General features: G+C 60.5%; 26 protein-coding genes and 1 riboswitch. Of the genes, 7 read left to right on the top strand and 19 right to left on the bottom strand.

All coding sequences use genetic code 11. From position 1 onward, the window contains the following. The first annotated feature begins 369 nt into the window (after nucleotides 1-369). Both CKW18_RS27665 and CKW18_RS27670 read left to right on the top strand, forming a co-directional pair. Nucleotides 370-852: a hypothetical protein gene (locus tag CKW18_RS27665; protein WP_095191689.1), complete on the top strand. Its 483-nt coding sequence runs from the start codon at nucleotides 370-372 to the stop codon at nucleotides 850-852. Between the two features lie 146 nt (nucleotides 853-998). Then, the gene (locus tag CKW18_RS27670) at nucleotides 999-2,270 is read left to right on the top strand and encodes an OmpP1/FadL family transporter (protein ID WP_095191690.1); all 1,272 of its coding nucleotides are present in this window, start codon (nucleotides 999-1,001) and stop codon (nucleotides 2,268-2,270) included. Nucleotides 2,271-2,464: 194 nt separating this feature from the next. On the opposite strand, the gene CKW18_RS27675 is transcribed toward CKW18_RS27670, so the two are convergent. From CKW18_RS27675 to cobO, 14 genes are all read right to left on the bottom strand, one after another. After that, nucleotides 2,465-3,025: a glutathione peroxidase gene (locus CKW18_RS27675; protein ID WP_095191691.1), complete on the bottom strand. Its 561-nt coding sequence runs from the start codon at nucleotides 3,023-3,025 to the stop codon at nucleotides 2,465-2,467. A gap of 54 nt (nucleotides 3,026-3,079) precedes the next feature. Beyond that, on the bottom strand, nucleotides 3,080-3,202 hold the full coding sequence (locus tag CKW18_RS31260; protein ID WP_256587114.1) for a hypothetical protein: 123 nt from the start codon (nucleotides 3,200-3,202) through the stop codon (nucleotides 3,080-3,082). Then, a complete protein-coding gene (locus CKW18_RS27680; RefSeq protein WP_095191692.1) occupies nucleotides 3,199-4,407 on the bottom strand; it encodes an MFS transporter in 1,209 nt (402 codons plus the stop codon). Before CKW18_RS27680 ends, CKW18_RS31260 begins: the two co-directional genes overlap by 4 nt. A 52-nt stretch (nucleotides 4,408-4,459) precedes the next feature. Then, nucleotides 4,460-4,864, bottom strand: a complete 405-nt coding sequence (locus CKW18_RS27685) for a MarR family winged helix-turn-helix transcriptional regulator (RefSeq protein ID WP_095191693.1) — start codon at nucleotides 4,862-4,864, stop codon at nucleotides 4,460-4,462. Between the two features lie 172 nt (nucleotides 4,865-5,036). Further along, on the bottom strand, nucleotides 5,037-5,768 hold the full coding sequence (locus CKW18_RS27690; RefSeq protein ID WP_095191694.1) for an adenosylcobinamide-GDP ribazoletransferase: 732 nt from the start codon (nucleotides 5,766-5,768) through the stop codon (nucleotides 5,037-5,039). Between the two features lies 1 nt (nucleotide 5,769). Beyond that, on the bottom strand, nucleotides 5,770-6,345 hold the full coding sequence (gene cobC / locus CKW18_RS27695; protein WP_095191695.1) for an alpha-ribazole phosphatase family protein: 576 nt from the start codon (nucleotides 6,343-6,345) through the stop codon (nucleotides 5,770-5,772). Further along, entirely contained in the window at nucleotides 6,342-7,397 is a 1,056-nt protein-coding gene (gene cobT, locus CKW18_RS27700) for a nicotinate-nucleotide--dimethylbenzimidazole phosphoribosyltransferase (RefSeq protein WP_095191696.1), read from the bottom strand. Before cobT ends, cobC begins: the two co-directional genes overlap by 4 nt. After that, complete coding sequence (cobU, locus tag CKW18_RS27705; RefSeq protein ID WP_095191697.1) at nucleotides 7,394-7,915, bottom strand: bifunctional adenosylcobinamide kinase/adenosylcobinamide-phosphate guanylyltransferase; 522 nt, start codon at nucleotides 7,913-7,915, stop codon at nucleotides 7,394-7,396. Before cobU ends, cobT begins: the two co-directional genes overlap by 4 nt. A gap of 121 nt (nucleotides 7,916-8,036) precedes the next feature. Next, nucleotides 8,037-9,488: a cobyric acid synthase gene (locus CKW18_RS27710; RefSeq protein ID WP_095191698.1), complete on the bottom strand. Its 1,452-nt coding sequence runs from the start codon at nucleotides 9,486-9,488 to the stop codon at nucleotides 8,037-8,039. Then, complete coding sequence (cobD, locus tag CKW18_RS27715) at nucleotides 9,485-10,477, bottom strand: threonine-phosphate decarboxylase CobD (protein ID WP_095191699.1); 993 nt, start codon at nucleotides 10,475-10,477, stop codon at nucleotides 9,485-9,487. Before cobD ends, CKW18_RS27710 begins: the two co-directional genes overlap by 4 nt. After that, nucleotides 10,470-11,378 carry an adenosylcobinamide-phosphate synthase CbiB gene (gene cbiB, locus CKW18_RS27720; RefSeq protein ID WP_095191700.1) on the bottom strand — a complete coding sequence of 303 codons (909 nt, stop codon included), beginning with the start codon at nucleotides 11,376-11,378 and terminating at the stop codon, nucleotides 10,470-10,472. The genes cobD and cbiB overlap by 8 nt, the downstream gene beginning before the upstream one ends. Further along, nucleotides 11,375-12,025: a 5,6-dimethylbenzimidazole synthase gene (gene bluB / locus CKW18_RS27725; RefSeq protein WP_095191701.1), complete on the bottom strand. Its 651-nt coding sequence runs from the start codon at nucleotides 12,023-12,025 to the stop codon at nucleotides 11,375-11,377. The genes cbiB and bluB overlap by 4 nt, the downstream gene beginning before the upstream one ends. Next, nucleotides 12,022-13,422: a cobyrinate a,c-diamide synthase gene (locus tag CKW18_RS27730; RefSeq protein ID WP_095191702.1), complete on the bottom strand. Its 1,401-nt coding sequence runs from the start codon at nucleotides 13,420-13,422 to the stop codon at nucleotides 12,022-12,024. The genes bluB and CKW18_RS27730 overlap by 4 nt, the downstream gene beginning before the upstream one ends. Next, nucleotides 13,419-14,030 (bottom strand): cob(I)yrinic acid a,c-diamide adenosyltransferase, encoded by a 612-nt coding sequence (gene cobO / locus CKW18_RS27735; RefSeq protein ID WP_095191703.1) that lies wholly within the window; start codon nucleotides 14,028-14,030, stop codon nucleotides 13,419-13,421. The genes CKW18_RS27730 and cobO overlap by 4 nt, the downstream gene beginning before the upstream one ends. An 80-nt stretch (nucleotides 14,031-14,110) precedes the next feature. After that, nucleotides 14,111-14,341, bottom strand: a riboswitch (cobalamin riboswitch). Nucleotides 14,342-14,494: 153 nt separating this feature from the next. Between cobO and CKW18_RS27740 the strand changes: the two genes are divergently transcribed. Both CKW18_RS27740 and CKW18_RS27745 read left to right on the top strand, forming a co-directional pair. Further along, nucleotides 14,495-15,079: a hypothetical protein gene (locus CKW18_RS27740; RefSeq protein ID WP_095191704.1), complete on the top strand. Its 585-nt coding sequence runs from the start codon at nucleotides 14,495-14,497 to the stop codon at nucleotides 15,077-15,079. Nucleotides 15,080-15,145: 66 nt separating this feature from the next. Further along, nucleotides 15,146-16,459 (top strand): sorbosone dehydrogenase family protein, encoded by a 1,314-nt coding sequence (locus tag CKW18_RS27745; RefSeq protein WP_095191705.1) that lies wholly within the window; start codon nucleotides 15,146-15,148, stop codon nucleotides 16,457-16,459. A gap of 133 nt (nucleotides 16,460-16,592) precedes the next feature. Here CKW18_RS27745 and CKW18_RS27750 read toward each other — a convergent pair whose 3' ends face one another. From CKW18_RS27750 to CKW18_RS27770, 5 genes are all read right to left on the bottom strand, one after another. Beyond that, nucleotides 16,593-17,129, bottom strand: coding sequence for a C40 family peptidase (locus tag CKW18_RS27750; protein ID WP_095191706.1), 537 nt, complete (start codon nucleotides 17,127-17,129; stop codon nucleotides 16,593-16,595). 217 nt (nucleotides 17,130-17,346) lie between these two features. Then, a complete protein-coding gene (locus CKW18_RS27755; RefSeq protein ID WP_095191707.1) occupies nucleotides 17,347-17,961 on the bottom strand; it encodes a C40 family peptidase in 615 nt (204 codons plus the stop codon). A 214-nt stretch (nucleotides 17,962-18,175) separates the two neighbouring features. After that, complete coding sequence (gene hda, locus CKW18_RS27760; RefSeq protein ID WP_003223042.1) at nucleotides 18,176-18,880, bottom strand: DnaA regulatory inactivator Hda; 705 nt, start codon at nucleotides 18,878-18,880, stop codon at nucleotides 18,176-18,178. A gap of 217 nt (nucleotides 18,881-19,097) precedes the next feature. After that, nucleotides 19,098-20,171, bottom strand: a complete 1,074-nt coding sequence (locus CKW18_RS27765; RefSeq protein ID WP_095191708.1) for an AI-2E family transporter — start codon at nucleotides 20,169-20,171, stop codon at nucleotides 19,098-19,100. Nucleotides 20,172-20,205: 34 nt separating this feature from the next. After that, the gene (locus CKW18_RS27770; RefSeq protein ID WP_095191709.1) at nucleotides 20,206-21,264 is read right to left on the bottom strand and encodes a DUF2066 domain-containing protein; all 1,059 of its coding nucleotides are present in this window, start codon (nucleotides 21,262-21,264) and stop codon (nucleotides 20,206-20,208) included. 373 nt (nucleotides 21,265-21,637) lie between these two features. Here CKW18_RS27770 and purM point away from each other — a divergent pair, with 373 nt between their 5' ends. From purM to CKW18_RS27785, 3 genes are read left to right on the top strand one after another with little or no spacing between them, the layout of a single operon-like run. Then, a complete protein-coding gene (gene purM / locus CKW18_RS27775) occupies nucleotides 21,638-22,696 on the top strand; it encodes a phosphoribosylformylglycinamidine cyclo-ligase (protein ID WP_095191710.1) in 1,059 nt (352 codons plus the stop codon). Next, nucleotides 22,696-23,346 carry a phosphoribosylglycinamide formyltransferase gene (gene purN / locus CKW18_RS27780; protein ID WP_095191711.1) on the top strand — a complete coding sequence of 217 codons (651 nt, stop codon included), beginning with the start codon at nucleotides 22,696-22,698 and terminating at the stop codon, nucleotides 23,344-23,346. Before purM ends, purN begins: the two co-directional genes overlap by 1 nt. Before the next feature lie 8 nt (nucleotides 23,347-23,354). Then, complete coding sequence (locus tag CKW18_RS27785; protein ID WP_095191712.1) at nucleotides 23,355-24,068, top strand: DUF3108 domain-containing protein; 714 nt, start codon at nucleotides 23,355-23,357, stop codon at nucleotides 24,066-24,068. The last annotated feature ends 190 nt before the right edge of the window (nucleotides 24,069-24,258 follow it).

The raw sequence follows: 24,258 nt of genomic DNA on the forward strand, positions 1-24,258 counted from the left end.
TGAAAAGGTCGCCGAGGTCGAGCAAGTCCTGTTGAACAGACATAAAAAATCCGATGCCAGAGATCTGACATCGGATTTTCGAAGAAGCCCGGCGAGGATTCAAATGCTTAAGTGAACAGCATTACGCTTAAAAAGCGGGGCTTTTTATTGCCTGATGTTTCACTTTTCAGTCTCCGTGCGTAAGCACCATCGGATATAACGGTTATAACTCGCAACCGGAAATATTTTAAAAACAGGCCTTTACGTCGCGAATATGACACTACACTTCAACTCAAGCGGCGTGATCCGCTTCCGGCGAGCCTGATTCGATCCACCGCTGCCAAGGCCCCCTTCAGGCATCGCCGCCCAATAACAAAATCCGAGGGATTTATGGGTATCGCTGCCAGCGAACTGTGTCGCTATGTGATCCGTCCTACTTTGATATATCTGGGACGCCACAGCGCAACTGCCGAATCTCTGTTGCTGGGCATCGCCGCCAGCCAGTCCGCCCTCGGGTCCGCCCTGCATGACCGCCGAGGCCACGGCCTCTACCGCATCGCCGAGCACCGCCATCAGGCGCTCTGGGATCACTATCTGGCGCTCGATCCGGAGCGTGCCAGCCTGGTTCGCGGCCTCGCCAGCCAGCATGCTTTTCTCAGCGGCCCGCACCTGGAACTGACTGTCAATCTGCGTTACGCCACCGCCATCGCCTGGCTGCTGGTGGAAGAACAAAATCCTGCCCTTCCCGAACCAGGCGATCTGCTCGGCATGGCGCGCATCTGGCGTCAGACCTTCCAGCCCCAAGGTCGCCTGCGCGATTTTACCTGCGCCTGGCAAACCTGTGTTTCACCGCTGAATCAGGTCGCTTGCTGACCGGGTGGTTTTACAACATCGCCCAACAGGCCGCCATTTTGGTCGGATTGTCCTACAAAACCGCTCTAACTCAAGGCATACAGACTATGGCGCTGGGACGAAAATCTTGGTAATTTTCGCCCCGGTGATCACCAGGAGTTCTAATAATGAAAAAAGTAATGCTCAAAACCACCCTTAGCCTTGCCGTTACCTTGGCATCCACGCAGATTTTCGCCGCTGGCTTTGCCATCAACGAACACAGCATTAGCGGGATGGGGACTGGGTACGCCGGGCGATCTTCTTCTGCCGACGACGCAAGCACTGTTTATGGCAACCCTGCCGGCATGTCGCGCCTCAAGCGCGAACAAGTGACTGGCGGTGTTGCATTCCTCGACGCCAAAACCGATATCAGCGACGGTAGCTCCAGCCCTAACGGCGGCAGCAACAAAGGCGACATGGTGCCCTTCACCTCCGTACCTATGGGCTTCTACGTCAAACCGATCGACGATCACTGGGCCTTCGGCCTTGGCGTATACGTCCCGTTCGGCCTGATTACAGACTACGAAAACGGCTTTGCCGGCCGCTACTTCGGCAGCAAGTCCGAAGTTCAAGTCATCACCTTCCAGCCAACCGTCAGCTACGCCTTCAACGACAAGGTGTCGATCGGTTTCGGCCCGACCATCAACCGTATCGACGGTTCGCTGGAATCCAACCTGTCGATTACTCAGGCAGCGCCGGACGGCAAGGTCAAGATCAAGGGTGACGACACCGCACTGGGCTACAACGTAGGCCTGCTGGTACAGGCAACCGATTCCACTCGCGTGGGTCTGACTTACCACTCGAAAGTCGACTACAAGCTCGAAGGCAACACCAAGGTCAACTACGGTGTACTGGCCTTGGCCGGTCTGAACCCGAGCCAGAAGTACGACGCTTCGCTGAAGATCACCACGCCTGAGTCCGTCGACCTCTCGGTCACCCAGGCGATCAACGACAGCTGGAACGTGTATGCCGGTACCACCTTCACCCGCTGGAGCCAGCTGGAGAAGATCACCGTCAAGAACTCAGGCGTTCAACCGGCGCTGGCTGGCCAGTTCGGCGAGATCACTGAAGACCAGAACTGGCACGACTCCTGGGCTTACGCCGTGGGTACTTCGTACCAGTTGAACAAGGAATGGGTACTGCGTACCGGTCTGACCTTCGACCAGTCGCCGACCAACAACGTCGACCGTTCGCCACGCATTCCTACCGGCGACCGGACCATCTTCAGCATCGGTGCTGGCTGGAGCCCGACCGAAGACCTGACCATCGACGTTGCTTACTCGTACCTGAAGGAAGAGTCGGTCAACATTCGCAACGAAAACGCACGTGGCCAGACCTACGATTCCAAGTATGAAAACTCGGCAAACGGTTTCGGTGTCGGCGCGACCTACCGCTTCTGATGCTGCATGGCGAGGCTGACCCCTCGCCCACTAAAAAGCCCCGCTCTCGGTGTACAGAGGCGGGGCTTTTTAATGCCTGAAACCGGTGCGACCTGTAGGAGCTGTCGAGTGAAACGAGGCTGCGATCTTTTGACTTTAAAAAACAAGATCAAAAGATCGCAGCGTGCCGCAGCTCCTATAGGGGTTATCCGGAGTCAGGGCTTCAGGGGTTTTGAAGCGATAGCCTTTTCGATCGCGGCGATGAATTCCGGATCATCGGGCTTGGTCAGGCTGGAAAAATTGGCGATGACATTGCCCTGGCGATCAATCACGTACTTGTAGAAATTCCACTTCGGTGCACTGCTCTGTGCAGCCAACACCTGGAACATATGCGTGGCGTCATCACCACGCACCTTCTGCGGTTCGGTCATCGTGAACGTCACGCCGTAGTTGGCGTAGCAGACCTTGGCGGTCTCGGCGCTGTCCTTGGATTCCTGTTTGAAGTCGTTGGACGGCACACCGAGCATTTGCAGCCCTTGCGACTCAAAGCGCTTATGCAGTGCCTCAAGGCCTTCGAACTGCGGGGCAAAACCACAGAAACTCGCGGTATTGACCACCACCAATGGTTTGTCAGCGTATTGCTGGCACAGATCGATGGATTCCTTGGCCCGCAACTTGGGCAGCGAGCCTTGCAGCAATTCGGGACAGTCAGCCGCTTGAGCCAAACCGGTCAACGCCATCAGCAACGCGGGAACAGCACACCAGCGCATCAGCATGTCGAACATCCTTGAGCAGTCGTCAGAGTTCGACGTTACTCGTCACGCCACGTTCTAGCAAATGCTCATGCCCAACTGCATCAGCGCCAGACCGCCCTGATGCCATCCCCACCACACCAACGCCAGCAAAGCGGCGCCGAGTGCGGCAATGACGATACGCGGCCAGAGTCGACTCATGCGGCGCTCGCAGCGGCTTGCAGACGCGCGACCGGACGCTCGCGCACCGGCCAGTTCAACGCAGCGGCCAAAAGGCTCAGAAGAATCGCCACTTGCCAGACCAAGTCATAACTCCCGGTACGGTCATACACCACCCCGCCCAGCCAGCCGCCGAGGAACGAGCCAAGCTGATGAAACAGGAACACGATGCCGCCGAGCATGGACAGATTGCGCACGCCAAACAAGGTCGCCACCGTGCCGTTGGTCAACGGCACCGTCGACAACCACAAAAAGCCCATGGCCATGCCGAACAGATATGCGGTTGTCGTCGTTACCGGCAGCCACAGGAACAGCACGATCACCACCGCCCGCATCAGATACAGCGCCGTCAGCAGACGTGGTTTGGACATGCGTCCACCCAGCCATCCGGCGGTGTAGGTGCCGAAGATGTTGAACAGGCCGATCAGCGCCAGCACCGTGGTGCCGACCGTGGCCGGCAGATGTTGATCGACCAGATAGGCCGGCAGATGCACGCCGATGAACACGACTTGAAAACCGCAGACAAAAAAACCGAACGCCAGCAGCCAGAAACCTGAGTGCGAACAGGCTTCGCGCAGGGCCTCAGACAATGTCTGCTCATGGCCGAGCACCGGCAGCGGCTTGTCCTTGAGCATGCTCACCAGCGGCACGATCAGCGCCACCAACAAACCCAACACCAGCAGCGCGGCGGACCAGCCGAGCCAGCCGATCAGCCCCAGCGTGCCCGGCAACATGGCGAACTGGCCGAAAGAACCGGCGGCGCTGGCAATGCCCATGCCCATGCTGCGTTTTTCCGGCGGTACGGCACGGCCGACCACACCAAGAATCACCGAGAACGAAGTGCCAGACAAACCGATACCGATCAGCAAACCAGCACTGAGCGACAACGTCACCGCCGAATCGGACAGCCCCATGCACACCAGGCCCACGGCGTAGAGCACGCCCCCGACCAGCACCACTTTCGCCGCGCCGAAACGGTCGGCCAGCGCGCCAGTAAATGGCTGGGCCAGGCCCCAGATCAGGTTCTGCAAGGCGATGGCGAAGGCGAACACTTCACGCCCCCAGCCGAACTGCGCGCTCATGGGCGACAGAAACAGGCCGAAGCCGTGGCGCACGCCCAATGACAACGCCAGGATCAGCGCACTTCCCAGCAACACCCAACCGCACGTACGCCACATCGATGTCATTGTTATTCTCCGGTCGCGGGTATATACCCGCTTGAGCCCCAACAAACCGGCATCAAGCCAGTTCGTCCAGCAGTTTGAGCAAGGTTTCGCGCTTCTCGGCACCCAAGCGGTCGATCAACCGCTGCTGCGCCGCTTCCCACGCTGGCAAAGCTGCTGCAAGACGCTGAGCACCGATCTCGGTCAGCCTGACGATGCGGTTGCGCATGTCTTCGCCCTCGGCCAGCGCCACCAGCCCTTCGCCTTCGAGCACGCGCACATTACGCCCGAGCGTGCTGCGATCCAGACCCATGGCCTCGGCGAGTTCAGAGATGCTCGGTTGATCCAGACGCTGCAGATTGCACAGCAAGGAATACTGGGCAACGTTGATCCCGAAGCCATCGAGAGCGCCGTCGTAATGCCTGCTGACGCCACGCGCGGCGCGACGCAGGTTGGTGCACAAACACTGAGAAGGAAGCATGATGCGTGTATATACCTGCGACTGTGTTAAATCAAGTTACATGGGTTTTTTCAGTGACATTCTTGCGCCTCAGACATCGCTTTCGCGAGCAGGCTCGCTCCCACAATTGACCGCATTCCCATGTGGGAGCGAGCCTGCTCGCGAAGAAGCCAGAATATTCTGCAAATATCTATCAGACCAACGCTAACCCTACCAACACCGCCATCTCCAGCAACTCCAGCAACGCCCCCGCGGTATCCCCGGTCGTCCCAGCCAACCGCCGCATCATCAAATGCCGCAACCAGACAAACACACCGACAGCGACCAGCAGCGCAATGATTGCCTTGAACCCGGCGATCACCACACAAGCCAAAGCGCTAACTGCAAGAGCCCACCACCCTGCCCTGCGCGGCAAATGATCAGCCAACGCCTGCCCCAAACCTCCCGCCCGCACATACGGTGTGGTCAGAAACAACCCGAGCAGCGCCGCCCGCCCCAGCAGCGGCACGATGATCAACGCCATCGTCTGCTGCTGTTCGATCAATGCCAGCAGCGCCGCAAACTTGAGCAGCAACACCAGCACCAGCGTGACCACGGCAATCGGCCCGCTGCGCGGATCTTTCATGATCGTCAGCGTGCGCTCGCGATCACCGAACCCGCCGAGCCAGGCATCGGCACTGTCGGCCAGCCCATCAAGGTGCAACGCGCCGCTGAGCAACACCCATACTGTCAGCAATAACGCTGCGTGCAGGAGCAACGGCGCACCGGCCAGGACAAGATTCAGCGCCCACAGGATCAGGCCAAACAGCAACCCCACCAGCGGATAAAACAGCAGCGAACGCCCAAGCTGTTCAGGCTCCGGCATCCCCGGCAGACGAATCGGCAGACTGCTGAGAAATTGCAGGGCGATCCACAGCGGCAACATGTCAGTGATCTTCCTTGAGCGAGCCGTCGGCTTCGACTGTCAGCGAAAACAACGAACCGTGAGCGACTTCGACATTGAGCAATTGCTCACGCGGCAAACCCCGCGCCTGCGCCAACAACAAGCGCATCACACCGCCATGGCTGATCAGCAACACCCGCTCACCGGCATACGCCGCGTGCAATCGCGCGACCGCCGCCAATACCCGGGCGGAAAAATCGCCCACCGGTTCACCCTGCGGCGGTGTGAACGAATAGGGATCAGCCCAGAACAACCCCAACGCCGCGGCGTCGGTTTCCATCAACGCCGCAGCGCTCTGCCCTTCCCATGCGCCGAAGTGCAACTCTTGCAGAGCCTTGTCCAGTTGCACCGGCAAATTCAATTGCTCGCCCAACTCAGCGGCAAACCGCGCGCAACGCTGCAATGGCGAACTGACCAAACGATCCCACGGCCCGCCCGCGATCACGGCTTCGCGCATCTGCGCCCAGCCTTTCTCAGTGAGCGCATCGTCGAGACTGCCGCGCAAACCGCCGCCCAGTTCAGTTTCACCGTGGCGTAGCAGATCCAGACGCAAGGTCATGCCGGACGATCCGCCACCGCCGCTTCGGCGAACGTCGCCATCTGCCCGTGCAGATCACAGGCCAGACGCAGCAATGGCACCGCCAACGCCGCACCACTGCCCTCGCCCAGACGCAGGCCGAGTTCCAGCAAGGGTTCAGCGCTCAGGGTTTCCAGCACATGCCGATGCCCCGGCTCTGCGCCCCGGTGACCGAACAGCAGCCATTCACGGCAGGCCGGATTCAAGCGCACCGCCACCAGCGCGGCGACCGTGCAGATAAAGCCGTCAACCAGCACTGCGACGCCCTCCTGTGCAGCGGCCAGATATGCGCCAACAAGCGCCGCAATCTCGAAACCGCCGAGGTTGAACAGCGTCTGCAACGCGTCACCCCGTTGCGCAGCATGCAAGGTCAATGCGCGCTCGATCACTTGCGCTTTATGGCTGACACCTTCGGCATTCAAGCCAGTGCCGGGGCCGGTCAGGTGCGCCACCGGGCAATCGAGCAAGGCACAGGCCAGCGCACTGGCCGCCGTGGTGTTGCCGATGCCCATTTCGCCGCCGATGAACAACTGCGCGCCTGCGGCTTTAGCTCGCAACACGCTGTCGCGACCGGCCTGCAATGCGAGTTCGCCCTGTGCTTGAGTCATTGCCGGGCCCTGAGCGAAATTCGCCGTACCCGGACCGATGTTCAGGTGACGCACGCCCGGCAGGTCCAGCGACGGCATCACCGTGCCCAGATCCACCACTTCCAGTTGCGCGTTGAGCTGACGCGCCAACACGCTGATCGCCGCACCGCCGCTGACGAAGTTGAGCAACATCTGCCCGGTAACTTCCTGTGGATAGGCCGATACGCCTTCGGCGACCACACCATGATCACCGGCAAAGATCGCAATCCAGACCTGCTCGAGCGTCGGTTTCACCTGCCCTTGCAGACCGGCCAGTTGCACCGCCACCGACTCAAGCCGCCCGAGCGAACCAGTCGGCTTGGTCAATTGCTGTTGCCGTGCCGCTGCTTGTTCGACGATATCGGCGTGCACCGGCTTGCACGGGTTCAGCCACCAGGTTTGGGTCATAACGCAGGTCCTTTCAGAGTCAGGGGCAGGCCGGCGACGGTCAGGACGACACGCTGACAGCGCTCAGCCAGAGCTTGATGCAGCCAACCGGCTTCATCGACGTAGCGGCGAGTCAATTCGCCCAGCGGCACGACACCCATTCCGGTCTCGTTGCTGACAAAAATGATTTCCCCCGGCAGTGACGCCAGGCAGTCGAGCAGTGCTTCGCGTTCGGCGCCGAGACGCTCGGCGTCATCGAGCATCAGCAGATTGGTCAGCCACAGGGTCAGGCAATCGACCAGCAGGCAGCGTTCGGCACTGGCGTTTTCACGCAGGACGCGGGCCAGTTCCAGTGGCTCTTCAATCAGCGCCCATTCGGCGGGACGACGGGCGCGGTGATGGGCGACGCGCGCGTTCATCTCGCCGTCCAGCGGTTGGCTGGTGGCGATGTAGGTGACCGCCAGAGTGCTGTCGCTGGCGAGCTTTTCCGCCAGACGACTTTTGCCGGAGCGGGCGCCGCCGAGGATCAGTTGGAGCATGGGACATCCTGAAAGTTATGTGTTGAAGCGGGCGGCCCCTTCGCGAGCAGGCTCGCTCCCACCCTGGAATGCGTTCTCATGTGGGAGCGAGCCTGCTCGCGATGAGGCCAGCACAGGCAACTCAAATCCCACAGAGCCGACGCAACAAATCAGTATCGAGATGCTTCTCCACCAGATCCGCCAAGCGCTCGATATCGCGCTCGCGCAAGCCGTGGTAATCCACCTCCTGCACATCACTCAACCCGGCCCAGCGCAGCAGCGCCGCGCTGGCCGCCGGCGATTCGAACAGGCCGTGCAGATAGGTGCCGAACACTTGCCCGTCAACACTCTGCGCACCGTCGCAACGACCGTCATCCAGATGCACTGCCGCATTCTCGAGCGCCGGCCCGGTGGTCACCCCGGCATGAATTTCATAGCCGCTGACTTCAGCATCTTCCAGCGCCAGACGCCCGCGCACATTGCGCAGTTGCTTCTCGGCTTCCAGCGTCGTTTCAAACGCCAGCAAACCGAGAGCGGCGCTGGAACCCGGTGCGCCTTCCAGACCCAGTGGATCGTGCACCTGCTCACCAAGCATTTGCAGACCGCCGCAAATCCCCAGCAACTTTCCGCCGTAACGCAGATGACGACTGATGGCTGTGTCCCAGCCATTGGCGCGCAGATAGGCCAAGTCACTGCGCACGCTCTTCGAGCCGGGCAAAATGATCAGGTCAGCCGCAGGAATCACCTGCCCCGGGCCGACAAATTGCAGATCGACCTGCGGATGCAGACGCAGCGGATCGAAATCGGTGTGGTTGCTGATGCGCGGCAGCACCGGCACCACCACTTTCAGCACTTGCTCGGCCTTGTCGGCCTGACGCTGATCAATGCCGTCCTCAGCCTCTAGGTGCAAATCCATGACGTATGGCAACACGCCGACCACCGGCTTGCCGGTGCGCTGTTCCAGCCAGTCGAGGCCCGGTTGCAGCAAGGCGATGTCGCCGCGAAAACGGTTGATGATGAAGCCTTTGACCCGCGCCTGCTCGCTCGGCGACAGCAACTCCAGCGTGCCGACCAAGTGGGCGAAAACGCCGCCGCGATTGATGTCGGCAATCAACAGCACCGGGCAATCCACCGCTTCGGCGAAGCCCATGTTGGCGATGTCGCCGGCACGCAGATTGATCTCCGCTGGCGAGCCTGCGCCCTCGACCATCACCAGCGGATACGCTGCGCTGAGCCGTTCGTGGGAGGCCAGCACCGCTTTCATCGCGATGGCTTTGTAGTCGTGATAGGCGACGGCGTTCATGCTGGTGACGGCGCGACCATGGATGATCACTTGCGCACCGGTATCGCTATTGGGCTTGAGCAGCACCGGGTTCATGTCGGTGTGCGGTTCAAGAAACGCCGCTTGCGCCTGCACCGCTTGCGCGCGGCCGATCTCGCCGCCGTCAGCCGTCACGGCACTGTTGAGCGCCATGTTCTGCGGTTTGAACGGCACCACGGCAACGCCCTGCCGGGTTGCCCAACGACACAGTGCCGTTACGAGCGTGCTTTTCCCGGCGTCGGACGTGGTGCCTTGCACCATCAGGGTTGTCATTGGGGTTCCTTGGCGAAAGCTTGCAGCGCTTGTTCGAGACGGGACTCTTCAGCGGCATTGGCGGGCAGGCCAAAACGCAGACTGCTGTTGTGGGTGAAAATGCGCAGGAAGATGCCGCGTCGGGCCATGAATTGGTGCAGCGTTTGCGCGTGTTCGGTGATCAGCCACTGAAACAGCGCGCAACCGCCCTGGGGTTTGAAGCCATAGCGCCCAAGCAAAAGCGCCAGCCGCGCGCTCGCTTCATCGCTGCGAATTCGCTGGCGCGCCTGGCCTTCGAAGTCTTGCAGACATGCCTGACCGAGCACCCGCGTCGGCCCGCTCACCACCCAAGGCCCGACCTGTTCAGCGAGCAATCTGAGCAACTTGCGCTCAGCCAGCACAAAGCCCAATCGAACCCCGGCCAGACCGAAGAATTTGCCAAACGAGCGCAACACAATCAGGCCAACCTGATGGGTATGTGCAGCCAGACTCAACTGCGGCGTGTTGTCCATGAACGCCTCATCAACCACCAGCCAGCCGCCGCGCTGGGCCAGTCGTGCATGCCAGTCGAGCAGGCGCGCCGGGGTCAGGCTCAGGCCGGTGGGGTTGTTCGGATTGACCACCACCAGCACGTCGAGGCTGTCGAGAAAGAACTCGACTTCCTGCTCCAGCACTTCGCGCACGATATAGCCGCTGCGGCGCCAGGCCTCAGCGTGCTCGGCGTAACACGGCGACAGCACGCCAACCTTGCCGGCCCGACGCAAACGCGGCAGCAACTGGATTGCCATTTGCGAACCGGCCACCGGCAGCACTTGCGATGCGCCGTAGTAATCACACGCTGCCTGCTCCAGACCGTCATCGGTTTCCGGCAGTCGCGCCCAGGCGCGCAGCGGAATTTCCGGGATCGCAAATGGCCACGGCGCCAGGCCGCTGGAGAGGTCCAGCCAGTCCGCCTCGGCGATGCCGTAATCGAGTGCAGCCTTGCGCAGCCGGCCACCGTGCTCAAGCATAGAATTCAGCCCCCACGCAGAGAATCAGCAGCCATAACCATACGCCGCGCTGAACCAATTGCCAGCCACGGTCGATGGAATCGGCATCGGCCTGAACGCCTTCGCCGAGTTGCGGACGCTCATGCAGTTCGCCGTGGTAAATCGCCGGGCCACCCAGTTCCACGCCCAGCGCACCGGCACCGGCCGCCATCACCGGGCCGGCGTTGGGGCTGTCCCACTTCGGCGCCTGGGTACGCCAGCACTTCAGGGCCAGCCGGGTTTTTCCCAGCAGCGCGTAGGTCAACGCCACAAGGCGTGCGGGAATGTAGTTGAGGACGTCGTCGATTTTTGCCGCGCACCAGCCGAAACGCTCGAAGCGTTCGTTGCGATAACCCCACATCGCGTCGAGGGTGTTGCTCATACGGTAGAGAACGACGCCCGGTGCGCCAGCCACGACAAACCAGAACAGCGCGGCGAACACCGCGTCACTGCCGTTTTCCAGCACCGATTCGGTGGCCGCGCGGGCGACGGCGGTGCTGTCGAGTTCGCTGGTCTGGCGGCTGACCAGATAACCGACACGTTTGCGCGCTTCGTCCAGATCATCAGCGCGTAACGCTTTGGCCACCGGCTCGACGTGTTCGCCGAGGCTGCGCATGCCGAGGGCGCAATACAGCGCAAGAATCTCGACGATCCAGCCCACGTAGGGCGCCCAGGAAAACGCGGTGGCGAGCAACGTCAGCGGCAGCACCGCGATCACCCACGCGGTGACGCCATGACTGCGCCAGCCGCGCCCGCCAGCGTTGAAACGTTGCTCGACGCGCCCGGCAAAATTGCCGAACGCCACCAGCGGATGCCAGCGTTTCGGTTCACCCAGCAGCGCATCCAGCGCCACTGCAGCGACACTCAACAACGCCACACTCATTGACTCACTCCCCAATAATTTTCATACAGCAACTCATTGAGCGGCCGCGCCTGCGCCCACCCTTCGAGTACCAGCATCGGCGCCGGATAGAATTCCTTGACCGGCCCCAGGCACAAAATCGCCAGCGGCTTGGCCCCGGCCGGCAGTTGCAACAGGTCGGCGAGTGCCTGCGGCTCGAACAGCGAGACCCAGCCCATGCCCAGACCTTCAGCACGCGACGCCAGCCACAGGTTCTGGATCGCACAGGACAGCGAAGCCATGTCCATTTCCGGTAGCGTGCGACGCCCGAAAATGTGTCGCTCGCGGTCGTCCATCAGCGCGGCGACCAATACTTCAGCGCAGTCATGGATACCTTCGACCTTGAGCTTCATGAACTCATCGCTGCGCTCGCCGAGGGCTTCGGCGGTGCGGATGCGTTCTTCTTCAACGAGGTTCTGAATCTGCCCGCGCAAGGCGCGATCACTGATGCGGATGAAACGCCACGGCTGCATCAGACCGACGCTTGGCGCCTGATGCGCGGCTTCGAGCAGCCGGCGCAGCAGTTCAGGCGCGACGCTGCCGCCGGTGAAGTGGCGCATGTCGCGGCGTTCGGCGATGACTCTATAAACCGCTTCGCGCTCGGCTTCGGAGAATGTGTTGTCGGTCATGGCCCTTTCGCGAGCAGGCTCGCTCCCACAAGGGATTGCATTTCTTCAGTCACCACCGTTTCAACTGTGGGAGCGAGCCTGCTCGCGAAGGCGGCTTCGGAGTCAGGCGCAAACAGCGCAGCGATAGCCACCGGGTTCGACGGAAAATAAAAGTGCACGTACGAAGCCGTCATCCGTCCTTCCCGATAAACTGCCTCGGCCCCACGCCCACCATTGGGGCTCAGGCCCCGGGCAATCGGCGTCAATTCAGTGGAGGTCAGGGAGTGGTGATAAGTGTGGCCGCGCAGTGAGCCTTCCGGCAGATCCACTGCTTGCAGCGCCAGCGCCGCCAGACGTTTTTGCATCACCGCATCACCTGCCAGCAAACCGACCAGCTCAGCGCGCGTGCCTTCAACATCGGTCAACGAATCGAGCAGATAGAGCATGCCGCCGCATTCAGCGAGCAACGGTTTGCCAGCGGCATGATGCGCACGGATGGCGTCGAGCATCGCGGTGTTTTGCGATAACGCCACATGGTGCAATTCCGGGTAACCGCCGGGCAGATACAGGCTGTCCGCCTCAGGAAATTGCGTGTCGCGAATCGGCGAGAAGAAACTCAACTCAGCGCCCATCGCTCGCAGCAAGTCGAGGCTCGCGCCATAGGTGAAGGCAAAGGCTTCATCGCGGGCGACGGCGATGCGCACATCTTTTAATAAGGGCTCTGCGGTGATGACTGCAGGCGCGGCAAACTCCACGGCCGGTGGCAGCGCTACCTCGCAACTGCTGGCAAGCGCTGCGGCAGCCGCGTCGAGGCGCATATCGAGGTCATTCAGTTCACTGGCCTGAACCAGACCAAGATGACGGCTCGGCAGTTCGATGCCGGTCTCACGGGACAACGCGCCGTACCAGCGCAAACCTTCGGTGAGGCTGCCTTCGAGCAATTGTGCGTGACGCAAAGTGCCGACCCGATTGGCCAACACGCCAGCGAACGGCAGATCCGGCTGATACTTCGCCAAGCCCAGCGCCAATGCGCCAAAGGTCTGCGCCATGGCCGTGCCGTCGATCACACCGAGTACCGGCACGCCGAAATGCCGCGCCAGATCGGCGCTCGACGGCGTGCCGTCAAACAGGCCCATCACGCCTTCGATCAGAATCAGATCGGCTTCAGCGGCGGCTTCCCACAGGAGGCGACGGCTTTCCTGTTCGCCGACCATCCACATGTCCAGTTGATAAACCGGCGCACCGCTGGCGCGCTCGAGAATCATCGGATCGAGAAAGTCCGGCCCGCACTTGAACACGCGCACCTTGCGCCCCTGATTGCGATGCAAACGGGCCAGCGCGGCGGTGACGGTGGTCTTGCCCTGACCGGAGGCCGGCGCGGCGATGAGTACCGCCGGGCAGTGACGTGGTTGATTCAAAGTTCGACGCCTTTCTGCGCTTTGATGCCGGCCTGGAAGGCGTGTTTGAGCATGCCCATTTCGGTGACGGTGTCGCCCATCTCGATCATTTCCGGCTTGGCGCCGCGACCGGTGACGATCACATGCTGCATCGGCGGACGCGCCTGCAAGTCGCTGAGCACCTGATCGAGGTCGAGGTAACCGTGCTTGAGGGCGATGTTCAATTCATCCAGCACCACCAGACCGATCGACGGGTCGCGCAGCAGTTCGCGGGACACGGCCCACGCGGCTTCGGCGGCGACGATGTCGCGTTGACGGTCCTGGGTTTCCCACGTGAAGCCTTCGCCCATCACATGGAAGCGCACCTGCTCGGGGAAGCGGCGGAAGAACAGCTCTTCGCCAGTACTGTTGCGGCCCTTGATGAACTGCACCACGCCGCACTGCATGCCGTGGCCCATGGCGCGGGCTAGCATGCCGAACGCCGAGCTGCTTTTGCCTTTGCCGTTACCGGTGAGCACCAGCACCAGCCCGCACTCGTCAGGCGAGTTGGCGATGCGTTCGTCGATTACGGCTTTTTTGCGCTGCATACGCGCCAGATGGCGTTCGTCACGCTCGGGGGAATCAGTCATGGGGGAGCTCTCCGTTGAGGCTGGATAACGGCGGGCAGGCACAAGAATAGACGGCAAAAAGCCTGGCATCGCCCACCGTGATGCCGCTGGATGGATCAGGCCGGTCTCCGGGCTCATGAGCGGCGTTCGCCTGACTGCGCGCCTTCCCGCTTCTTTCGAAGCAGTGGCTCAAGGCGCAGTTTTCACTCATTTACCGTTGCGGGGGCAGCGCCGGGATCGTGGTTGTGCCTGCTCTGCAGACAACCCTCACCGGCTTCCCTGTTTCACTCTGTCGACGCACGTCACAGAGCACCTGAAACAAGCCGCGAAGGTTAGAGGGTTGGGGGTTGAGCGTCAATTAAAGAGGGGTCCATCGGGCGAATAACTGCCATCGATCAATTATCTGACGCCAATCTTGTGCCACACTCTCAAGAGTGATATCAAAGAGCCACAATCTCACATCACACAAGAACAAGGTGAGCCACATGCAAGGCATGATCATCAGCAACCCGCGCCTGGAATTTCTGCGCCCGGTGCTGGAACGCTGGTTTGACTGTATCGACCGTTACAACGCCGTGCGCGGCGACAGCGACACGCCCTACTGGCATGACGAGAAAGCCAACCTCGGCTTGCTTTCAGCGGCGGCCTGGATGGCCGAAATGGTGACACTGGAACAGACCGCTACCCGCAAGCAGAACGAAGAAGGCGAGCGCAATGCCCGCGCCGATCTGTTCCTGGCGGGTACCGAAGACCGCGCTTACATTCAGGCCACGCAACGCTGGCCGCGAGTCAACAACCTCAACCTGACCCAAGCCCTGCTGGAGATCACCAGCGACGCCAAACGCATCAGCTTCGCCAGCGACCTCAAGCTTGGCTGCCTGTTTGTCGCCCCGCAAAAAGCCCAACACAGCGCCAGCCCCGAAGAACTCCAAGACATGGTCGACGACCTGCAAAAGGAACATACCTGCGCCGTCGCCTGGTATTTCCCCTACGCCTACCGCAAGTTGCGCAGCGAAGCCGGCAACTATCATCCGGGCATCGCCGTACTGTTCAAAGAGGCCCGCGGTTGAGCAGTTGAACCATCGGGCTTGCGCGCTCCTCTATGATTAAGAATGCATTCATAGGGAAGATCAGCAATGCGCAAGACCCAGCTCGCTCTCGTTATAGCGCTCGCCGGAGGGCTCGCCGCCTGCGGTGAATCCTCCAGCCTGCAAGTCACCGACGGCACCGGCCCGTCACCGAAACTGCCCGAACCGAACAAAACCCTGATCCCGACGGTGAATATCGCCCCGGCGATCGGCTGGCCCGAGGGCGGCAAACCGACTGCCGCAGCAGGCACCCAAGTGGCAGCGTTTGCCGAAGGGCTCGATCATCCGCGCTGGCTTTACGTGCTGCCCAACGGCGATGTGTTGGTGGCAGAAACCAATGCCCCGCCCAAACCCGACGACAGCAAAGGCGTTCGTGGCTGGGTAATGAAGAAAGTCATGGGCAAGGCTGGCGCTGGCGTACCGAGCCCGAATCGCATCACCTTGCTGCGCGACGCCGACCACGATGGCGTGGCGGAGACCCGCACGGTGTTTCTACAAAATCTCAATTCGCCGTTTGGCATGACCCTGGTCGGTAATGATCTGTATGTCGCCGATACCGATCGCTTGCTGCGCTTCAATTACGAGCCCGGCGCAACCGAAATCAAGTCGCAGCCGATCAAGGTCACCGATCTGCCGGGCGGCACACTGAACCATCACTGGACGAAAAACGTGATCGCCAGCAAGAACGGCAGCAAGCTGTACGTCACCGTCGGCTCGAACAGCAACGTCGGCGAAAACGGCATGGACCAGGAAGAAGGTCGCGCGGCGATCTGGGAAGTGGACCGGGCCACCGGCAATCATCGGATTTTTGCCTCGGGCATCCGCAACCCCAATGGCCTGGCGTGGGAACCTACCAGTGGCGCGCTGTGGACAGCGGTGAACGAGCGTGACGAGATCGGCAGTGATCTGGTGCCGGACTACATCACCTCAGTGAAGGATGGTGCGTTCTATGGTTGGCCGTTCAGTTACTACGGGCAGCACGTCGATGTGCGGGTCGAGCCACAGAACCCGGACCTGGTCGCCAAAGCCATCGCCCCGGACTACGCCGTCGGCCCGCACACCGCCTCATTGGGCCTGACCTTCGCCGAGGGCAACAGTTTGCCGGCGCAATTCAAGGAAGGCGCATTCATTGGCCAGCATGGCTCGTGGAACCGCAAGCCGCACAGTGGCTACAAAGTAATTTTCGTACCGTTCGCGGCTGGTAAGCCGACGGGCCAACCGGTGGACGTGCTGACCGGTTTCCTAGACAAGGACGAGAACGCACTGGGTCGCCCGGTCGGTGTGGTGATCGACCAGCAAGGTGGCTTGCTGGTGGCGGATGATGTCGGCAATAAGGTGTGGCGAGTCTCGGCCACGAAGTGATGTTGAATGTGACCTGAAACAACTGTGGGAGCGAGCCTGCTCGCGAATGCGCAGTGTCAGCCTCCATTGAGTTGACTGATACACCGCTTTCGCGAGCAGGCTCGCTCCCACATTAGGATTGCTGCGATTTTTACTATGGGTTATGCGCCAGATGCTCAGGCTGCAACACCCGCTTCGCACTCAGATACGCCTTCTGCCAATACGCCTTCGACAGACTGTCCAGCTTCACCGTGCCGCCCGTTGCCGGCGCATGCACGAAGCGCCCCTCCCCGACGTAAATCCCCGCATGACTGACCTGCGAACCACCATTGGTGGCGAAGAAGATCAGGTCACCGGTCTGCAAGCCTTCCTTACCGACATTCGGCGCCTGCATGACGATCAGCTCGCGCGTGGAGCGCGGCAGAGAAATACCCGCCGCATCACGGTAAACAAAGCCGATCAGCCCACTGCAATCAAATCCCGAATCCGGCGTATTGCCGCCCCAGCGATAAGGCGTGCCGACCAGACCGAGCGCACGAAACAGCACGTCTTCAGCAGCAGGAGAAAAGGCTTGGGATGGACCGAACACCACCGGCGCGCGAACCACTGGCGCAGGCGGCGGAGTACGACTGGCACAGGCGCTGAGCAGCGCTGCGAAGAAGATCAATGCGAGGCGGGCCGACATGGTCATAAGCAGAACTTCCTGATCTGGCTGCGGCTTCTGCCGGATGGACAGAAAACAAAACCGCCTGCGTTAGCACGCAGGCGGTTTGCCATCAATATAGATTCAGGATTCTAGCGGCTACGCGGCAAACTTCAAGTAAGACTTTAACTTCACCTTGTAAAGTCTACGTCTACTCCGTTACCGAGAACCGTTGTGTCGCTACGAACGCAGTGACAACGGGGAATTACTTGCGAGCGGTGACCACGGTCGGCGCCATGGCGAGTGCACGCTTGGCTTCGATGAAGGTCTTGCTCCAGTAGCTGTCACCCAGGCTGTCGATGCGAACACCGCCGCTGCGACGACTGCTGGAGTGGATGAACTGGTTGTCGCCCAGGTAGATCCCGGCGTGACTGACACGACCGCGACGACCATTGGTGGCGAAGAACAGCAGATCGCCAGGCTCGAGGTTGCTGCGTGCAACCAGTGGCGCATCCACGTTGATCATTTCGCGGGTGGAGCGAGGCAGATTCATGCCGGCTTCTTCGCGGAACAGATAGCCGATGAAACCGCTGCAATCGAAACCGGCTTCAGAGGTACCGCCGAAACGGTAACGGGTACCGATCAGGGACATGCCGCGTTCGAGGATGCTGTCGGCCAGCACCGGAAGCTCGTACGGCTTCTTGTTGAAGTCCGACAGTTCTTTTTCGGTGTCCAGCTCTTCCTGGTAAATAACGGAAGACTGGGCGGTGGCAGAATTTTTGACCTGTTGAGGCTGCTCTTGGACTGGAGAATGAGCAGCACAACCGTACAACAGGGTGACGAGTGCGAGAGGCACGAGGGGTGCGAAGCGCTTTAGCATGGGCACGACCGTGGCTGATAGTTGTAAAGAAGCCGAGACTATGCCCGCTATCGACCTCATTTGCAAATTCAATCGATCTTTTTGTGACTTCCCGGTTTCTCGTTTACATCTAAGCGCTTAAGCCCATTTGGATCGAAACGCGGCCTGCAACCAGTGCAGGAAAGCGGATTTTCTGGCGCCTGAAATATGCCAAGACCCGCTGAAAGCCCCGGACTTACCAGCCCAGCGTTTCTTTGAGGAAGGGAATTGTCAGCTTGCGTTGAGCCTGCAGAGAAGCCTGATCGAGCTGTTCCAGCAGATCAAACAGGGCACTCATGCTGCGGGTCCCGCGGGTCAAAATGAAATGCCCGACCTCATCAGTCAGATGCAGGCCACGACGCGATGCGCGCAATTGCAGGGCGCGTAGTTTGTCTTCGTCGGAGAGTGGGCGCATCTGGAAGATCAGCGCCAGCGTCAGGCGCGATTTCAAGTCCGCCAGTTTGACCGGCAGTTCACGCGGTGAAGTAGAAGCAGCAATCAGCAGGCGCCGACCGCTGTCACGCAGACGGTTGAACAGATGAAACATCGCCTCTTCCCAGTCAGCCTTGCCGGCAATCACCTGCAAGTCATCCAGGCAAACCAGTTCGTACTGTTCAAGGTTATCGAGAATTTCAATACCGCGATCCATCAACTCGGCCAGCGGCAGATACACCGCCGGTTCACCCATCTGTTCGAAACGCAGGCAAGCAGCCTGCAACAAATGCGTACGCCCTACACCGTGTTTGCCCCACAGGTAGATCAGGCTTTCTGTCCAGCCGGCGTCGGCTTCGCATAGGCGCTCGACATAGCCGAGTGCAGCGGCATTGGCGCCTGGGTAGTAGTTGATGAAGGTGGCGTCGTCACGCAGACGCACACCTAGGGGCAGCTGAATCGGTTTCATGCTGACTGAACAGTTCTCAAGGAACCGTTAGTGGCCTCTGTGTAAAGTTGGCGAAGTTTATACCCGTGAAGCTGAGCGCACAATGCGACAGAGTCCAAGCAAAATCAAAGGTTTGCGTTAACACACTGGTTTTATGACAGTTTCTCTGACGCGGCCCTGCCAGCATCGCCCGCAAAACACGGGCCAACCCGGCTATCCGCCGGGCTGACCGCCGCCATCACAACTCGGGCTCATCGACCCCACTATAAATGTCGGAGTCCTTGTACAAATCATGTACGTGGCGCACCAGCACCATGATCACCGCCGCCACAGGCAGCGCCAGCAGCACGCCGGTGAAACCAAACAGCTCGCCGCCGGCCAGAATGGCAAAGATCACAGCCACCGGGTGCAGACCAATTCGGTCACCCACCAACAGCGGCGTCAGCACCATGCCTTCCAAAGCCTGACCGACCATGAACACTGCAACGATCCCGACCATCGGATACAGATCGCCACCGAACTGGAACAAGCCTGCGATCAGCGCCGCGCCAATGCCGATCACAAAGCCCATGTACGGCACGATCGCCGCCAGCCCCGCGATCAGACCAATCAACAGCCCCAGCTCCAGCCCGACGATCATCAGCCCCGCCGCGTAAATCACGCCCAGCGCCAGCATCACCAACAACTGGCCGCGAACGAACGCCCCCAACACTTCGTGGCACTCACCGGCCAGCGCCACCACACGTTCCTCGCGATCACGCGGCAACAGGCTGCGGATCTTGGCCATCATTAAGTCCCAATCGCGCAGCAAGTAGAAACTCACCACCGGGATCAGCACCAGATTGGCCAGCCAGCCGATCAGCGCCAGACTCGACGCCGTCGCCTGACTCAGTACCACGCCGACGATGTCGGTGGTCTGGCCCATGTGCTCGCTAATCGCCGCCTTGACCTTGTCGAACTTCCAGAAACCGTCAGACAAGCCCAGCTTCGACTGCGCCCACGGCACCGCCGTGTGCTGCAACCAGTCGAGCATCTGCGGTGCCAGCTCGTACAAACGCAGCAACTGCTTGGCGAGCATCGGCACCAGCACCAGCATCAGCGCCGTGACGATCAGGGTGAACAAGGCAAACACCGCGATCACGCCCCAGGTGCGCGACAAACCGAGCTTCTCCAACCGATCCACCAGCGGATCAAACAGATACGCCAACAGCAGCGCCACCAGAAACGGCGTGAGGATCGGATGCAGCAACCACACAAACGCGCAAAGCAGGACAATCCCACCGAGCCAGAACCAACGCCGCGTATCGGCCATGTACCACTCCTACTGCTTCTATATAAGGAAAGACTTACCAGCGAAACCGCAACGACGGTGCAGCAGCTGTCGGGACCGGAGGCGCAACGGGCGCCGCTCCCGCCACCGCAGGCTGCGGCGCGGCCACCGGGGCCGGCGCTTCTGCCGGCAACTCCTGCAATTTCGCCAGCGACAACTGCGCGCGCATCTGATCGGCGCTGCCATTGACCCGATACACGATGCGATCGCCATCAACACTTTGCAGACGCACGCCAAACGGTTCGAGTAACCGCAACAACGCCGCATAGTGCTCCAGATTCATACCCTGTACTTCCAGGGTCTGCTGGCCCGAAGCGCCAGGCTTGGCGACGAAACGCGGCGCGAGACGCTCGGCAACCGCGAGCATCACTGCGTCAGCCACGGCAGCCTGATCGGCGCCCTGCACACTGCCCGCCTCTTTTTGGTCACCCAGCCACAAGTGCCATTTAGCCTGCCATTGCCCGCCTTCTTCACGCGCATGCACCGCCAGCAAGGCGTCAGCGTTATAGCGTTCCGAAGCGCCGCGCAGTGGCGCCGGATCGGAGCCTTCCAGCGCAGGCGCCGTGGCCACCAGTTGTTCACTCAGATCTGCCAGCGGCAAACGCAGGGGCAAGCCACGGTGCTGAGCGGCTGCACGCAGCGGAGCGGCGGCGGACTGGCCATCCCCGACCAGGCTAGAACCTTCTGTAGAGTCGTTCAGCCACCAGCTCAGAATCGACGGCCGACTGGCGCCCCACAGTGACAAACCGGCGCGGCGCAATGCCTGTTCGGTGCTGCTCGGATCAAAGTCGACTTTCAGCACTTCCGGCGGCCCGGCGTCAAAACCGAACTGACTGATGATTTGCTGCGGATCCTTGCGAATCGCCGCCAAACCCGGATTTTGCGGGGCCTTGGGATCACCGGTCAGGCGCAACACCAGCGTGTCCAGCGCAGCCTGGGTCGCGCGATCACGCTCTTGCGGCGCCTGACTGCTGACCGGCTGACGCACTTGATAAAGGCCTTTGAGGTTTTCGGCATGACTCGCCAGGCTGACCACAGACAAACAACCCACAACCAACAATTTACAAAAACGCATGGAAAATTCCCGTCGACAGGAGCGGCTGGAACAGGCCGCGTGAACCGATTTAGCCAGACTGTGACAATCTGCCAGCACTAAACATTCACACGACAGCGGTAAGTTTTTGCACAGTGATAACGATAGACGGTTAATGAGCAGACCTTATACAGACACCCACGCGCCTCAATTGCAAAAAATTTCCGCTGATATGCCCCTGCCCGTCGGCGTGAGGATGGCCGCTGCCCCTCAAGCCTGATAAAATCGCGCGCCTTCGCAGACCGGCAACAGCCGGGCACCTCGAAACTCGCGTGAGGCATTCGCCCCCTCGATTTCGATGTTCCCGCTGAACTCGGTCGTTACCCCTGAATCCCCTCCCCTAAAGGCCTGGATCATGAGCAAGCAACCCTCCCTGAGCTACAAGGACGCCGGTGTAGACATCGACGCCGGTGAAGCATTGGTCGAACGCATCAAGAGCGTCGCCAAGCGCACTGCGCGCCCGGAAGTCATGGGCGGCCTGGGCGGTTTCGGCGCCCTCTGCGAAATCCCGGCCGGTTACAAACAGCCAGTGCTGGTTTCCGGCACTGACGGCGTCGGCACCAAACTGCGTCTGGCGCTGAATCTGAACAAGCACGACAGCATCGGCATCGACCTGGTCGCCATGTGCGTCAACGATCTGGTGGTGTGCGGCGCCGAGCCACTGTTCTTCCTTGACTACTACGCCACCGGCAAACTCAACGTTGAAACCGCGACTCAGGTCGTAACCGGCATCGGCGCTGGCTGCGAACTGTCCGGCTGCTCGCTGGTCGGCGGCGAAACCGCTGAAATGCCTGGCATGTACGAAGGCGAAGACTACGACCTGGCAGGCTTCTGCGTCGGCGTCGTGGAAAAATCGGAAATCATCGACGGCTCGAAAGTCGCCACCGGTGACGCCCTGATCGCCCTGCCATCGTCCGGCCCGCACTCCAACGGCTACTCGCTGATCCGCAAGATCATCGAAGTCTCCGGCGCCGACATCGAAAACACCCAGCTCGACGGCAAACCGCTGACCGACCTGCTGATGGCCCCGACCCGCATCTATGTGAAGCCACTGCTCAAGCTGATCAAAGACACCGGCGCCGTCAAAGCCATGGCCCACATCACCGGTGGCGGCCTGCTCGACAACATCCCGCGCGTTCTGCCAAAAGGCGCTCAGGCCGTGGTTGACGTGGCCAGCTGGACTCGCCCTGCTGTCTTCGACTGGCTGCAAGAGAAAGGCAACGTTGACGAGACCGAGATGCACCGCGTGCTGAACTGCGGCGTCGGAATGGTCATCTGCGTGGCTCAGGAGCACGTTGATATCACTCTGAACACCCTGCGTGAAGCCGGCGAACAGCCTTGGGTCATCGGTCAGATCGCTGTAGCTGCCGAAGGCGCTGCTCAGGTTGAACTGAAGAACCTTAAGGCTCATTAATGTCCGCAACCTGTGATGTCGTGGTGCTGTTGTCCGGCACCGGCAGTAACTTGCAGGCCCTGATCGACAGCACGCGGACCAGCGACAGCCCGGTCCGCATCGCTGCGGTGATTTCCAACCGCGCCGACGCCTACGGCCTGCAACGCGCCAGTGACGCGGGTATCGCCACCCGCTCGCTGGATCATAAGGCCTTCGAAGGTCGCGAGGCCTTCGATGCCGCCCTGATCGAACTGATCGACGAATTCAATCCAAAACTCGTGGTACTGGCCGGTTTCATGCGCATTCTCAGCGCTGACTTCGTTCGCCACTATCAAGGGCGCCTGCTCAACATCCACCCGTCGCTGCTACCCAAATACAAAGGGTTACACACTCATCAGCGCGCGCTGGAGGCCGGCGACACGGAACACGGCTGCTCCGTGCACTTCGTCACGGAGGAACTCGATGGCGGACCACTGGTCGTACAGGCAGTATTACCGGTAGAGTTGCACGACACGCCGCAGACTCTCGCGCAGCGAGTGCATGTTCAGGAACACCTGATCTACCCGATGGCTGTACGCTGGTTTGCCGAAGGCAGACTGGCACTCGGGGAGCAAGGTGCTTTACTGGACGGCCAGTTACTCGCGGCCAGCGGCCACTTGATTCGACACTAGGAGATATTATGCGTCGCGCCCTGCTCTTTGCTTGCGCACTGCTCACCCTGCCATTCGCGCAGGCGGCAGACCTTCAACCGTTCTCCGCCAGCTACACCGCCGACTGGAAGCAGTTGCCCATGAGCGGCACCGCCGAACGCAGCCTGACAAAAGGTGCCAACGGCGTCTGGACGCTCAGCTTCAAGGCCTCGATGATGATCGCCAGCCTGAGCGAACAAAGCACCCTGACCCTGGACAAGGACACCTTGCTGCCGCAGTCCTACCACTTTGAACGTGGCGGTCTGGGCAAGGCCAAGAAGGCTGATCTGGATTTCGACTGGAACAGCAAAATGGTCACCGGCACTGACCGTGGCGACGCGGTGAAAATCCCGCTGAACCGTGGCATGGTCGACAAGTCGACTTATCAGTTGGCGCTGCAGCATGACGTCGCCGCTGGCAAGAAGACCATGAGCTACCAAGTGGTCGATGACGGCGAAGTCGATACCTATGACTTCCGCGTACTGGGTTCGGAGAAAGTCGAAACCAAAGCCGGCAAGATCGATGCGATCAAGGTCGAGCGCGTGCGCGACCCGACACAAAGCAAGCGCATCACCGTCCTTTGGTTCGCCAAGGACTGGGATTACCTGCTGGTTCGCCTGCAACAGGTTGAAACCGACGGCAAGGAGTACAACATCATGCTCCAGGACGGCACGGTCAACGGCAAGACTGTCAAAGGCAGCTGATCCGATAGATGTGAAAAGCCCCGCAGATGCGTAATGCTGCTCACTTAAGCATTTGAATCCTCGCCGGGCTTCTTCGAAAATCCGATGTCAGATCTCTGGCATCGGATTTTTTATGTCTGTTCAACAGGACTTGCTCGACCTCGGCGACCTTTTCAACTTCTGTGACTTGAGCACATTCACTCAAAATATT

The organism is Pseudomonas sp. Irchel 3E19, from assembly GCF_900187585.1.
In the GTDB taxonomy this organism is placed as follows: Bacteria; Pseudomonadota; Gammaproteobacteria; order Pseudomonadales; family Pseudomonadaceae; genus Aquipseudomonas; species Aquipseudomonas baetica.

Excerpts from the sequence above, each read along its gene's own strand:
- CKW18_RS27665 (WP_095191689.1), top strand. The coding sequence starts at position 370 with ATGGGTATCGCTGCCAGCGAACTGTGTCGCTATGTGATCCGTCCTACT.
- CKW18_RS27670 (WP_095191690.1), top strand. The coding sequence starts at position 999 with ATGAAAAAAGTAATGCTCAAAACCACCCTTAGCCTTGCCGTTACCTTG.
- CKW18_RS27675 (WP_095191691.1), bottom strand. The coding sequence starts at position 3,025 with ATGCTGATGCGCTGGTGTGCTGTTCCCGCGTTGCTGATGGCGTTGACC.
- CKW18_RS31260 (WP_256587114.1), bottom strand. The coding sequence starts at position 3,202 with ATGAGTCGACTCTGGCCGCGTATCGTCATTGCCGCACTCGGCGCCGCT.
- CKW18_RS27680 (WP_095191692.1), bottom strand. The coding sequence starts at position 4,407 with ATGACATCGATGTGGCGTACGTGCGGTTGGGTGTTGCTGGGAAGTGCG.
- CKW18_RS27685 (WP_095191693.1), bottom strand. The coding sequence starts at position 4,864 with ATGCTTCCTTCTCAGTGTTTGTGCACCAACCTGCGTCGCGCCGCGCGT.
- CKW18_RS27690 (WP_095191694.1), bottom strand. The coding sequence starts at position 5,768 with ATGTTGCCGCTGTGGATCGCCCTGCAATTTCTCAGCAGTCTGCCGATT.
- cobC (WP_095191695.1), bottom strand. The coding sequence starts at position 6,345 with ATGACCTTGCGTCTGGATCTGCTACGCCACGGTGAAACTGAACTGGGC.
- cobT (WP_095191696.1), bottom strand. The coding sequence starts at position 7,397 with ATGACCCAAACCTGGTGGCTGAACCCGTGCAAGCCGGTGCACGCCGAT.
- cobU (WP_095191697.1), bottom strand. The coding sequence starts at position 7,915 with ATGCTCCAACTGATCCTCGGCGGCGCCCGCTCCGGCAAAAGTCGTCTG.
- CKW18_RS27710 (WP_095191698.1), bottom strand. The coding sequence starts at position 9,488 with ATGACAACCCTGATGGTGCAAGGCACCACGTCCGACGCCGGGAAAAGC.
- cobD (WP_095191699.1), bottom strand. The coding sequence starts at position 10,477 with ATGCTTGAGCACGGTGGCCGGCTGCGCAAGGCTGCACTCGATTACGGC.
- cbiB (WP_095191700.1), bottom strand. The coding sequence starts at position 11,378 with ATGAGTGTGGCGTTGTTGAGTGTCGCTGCAGTGGCGCTGGATGCGCTG.
- bluB (WP_095191701.1), bottom strand. The coding sequence starts at position 12,025 with ATGACCGACAACACATTCTCCGAAGCCGAGCGCGAAGCGGTTTATAGA.
- cobO (WP_095191703.1), bottom strand. The coding sequence starts at position 14,030 with ATGACTGATTCCCCCGAGCGTGACGAACGCCATCTGGCGCGTATGCAG.
- CKW18_RS27740 (WP_095191704.1), top strand. The coding sequence starts at position 14,495 with ATGCAAGGCATGATCATCAGCAACCCGCGCCTGGAATTTCTGCGCCCG.
- CKW18_RS27745 (WP_095191705.1), top strand. The coding sequence starts at position 15,146 with ATGCGCAAGACCCAGCTCGCTCTCGTTATAGCGCTCGCCGGAGGGCTC.
- CKW18_RS27750 (WP_095191706.1), bottom strand. The coding sequence starts at position 17,129 with ATGACCATGTCGGCCCGCCTCGCATTGATCTTCTTCGCAGCGCTGCTC.
- CKW18_RS27755 (WP_095191707.1), bottom strand. The coding sequence starts at position 17,961 with ATGCTAAAGCGCTTCGCACCCCTCGTGCCTCTCGCACTCGTCACCCTG.
- hda (WP_003223042.1), bottom strand. The coding sequence starts at position 18,880 with ATGAAACCGATTCAGCTGCCCCTAGGTGTGCGTCTGCGTGACGACGCC.
- CKW18_RS27765 (WP_095191708.1), bottom strand. The coding sequence starts at position 20,171 with ATGGCCGATACGCGGCGTTGGTTCTGGCTCGGTGGGATTGTCCTGCTT.
- CKW18_RS27770 (WP_095191709.1), bottom strand. The coding sequence starts at position 21,264 with ATGCGTTTTTGTAAATTGTTGGTTGTGGGTTGTTTGTCTGTGGTCAGC.
- purM (WP_095191710.1), top strand. The coding sequence starts at position 21,638 with ATGAGCAAGCAACCCTCCCTGAGCTACAAGGACGCCGGTGTAGACATC.
- purN (WP_095191711.1), top strand. The coding sequence starts at position 22,696 with ATGTCCGCAACCTGTGATGTCGTGGTGCTGTTGTCCGGCACCGGCAGT.
- CKW18_RS27785 (WP_095191712.1), top strand. The coding sequence starts at position 23,355 with ATGCGTCGCGCCCTGCTCTTTGCTTGCGCACTGCTCACCCTGCCATTC.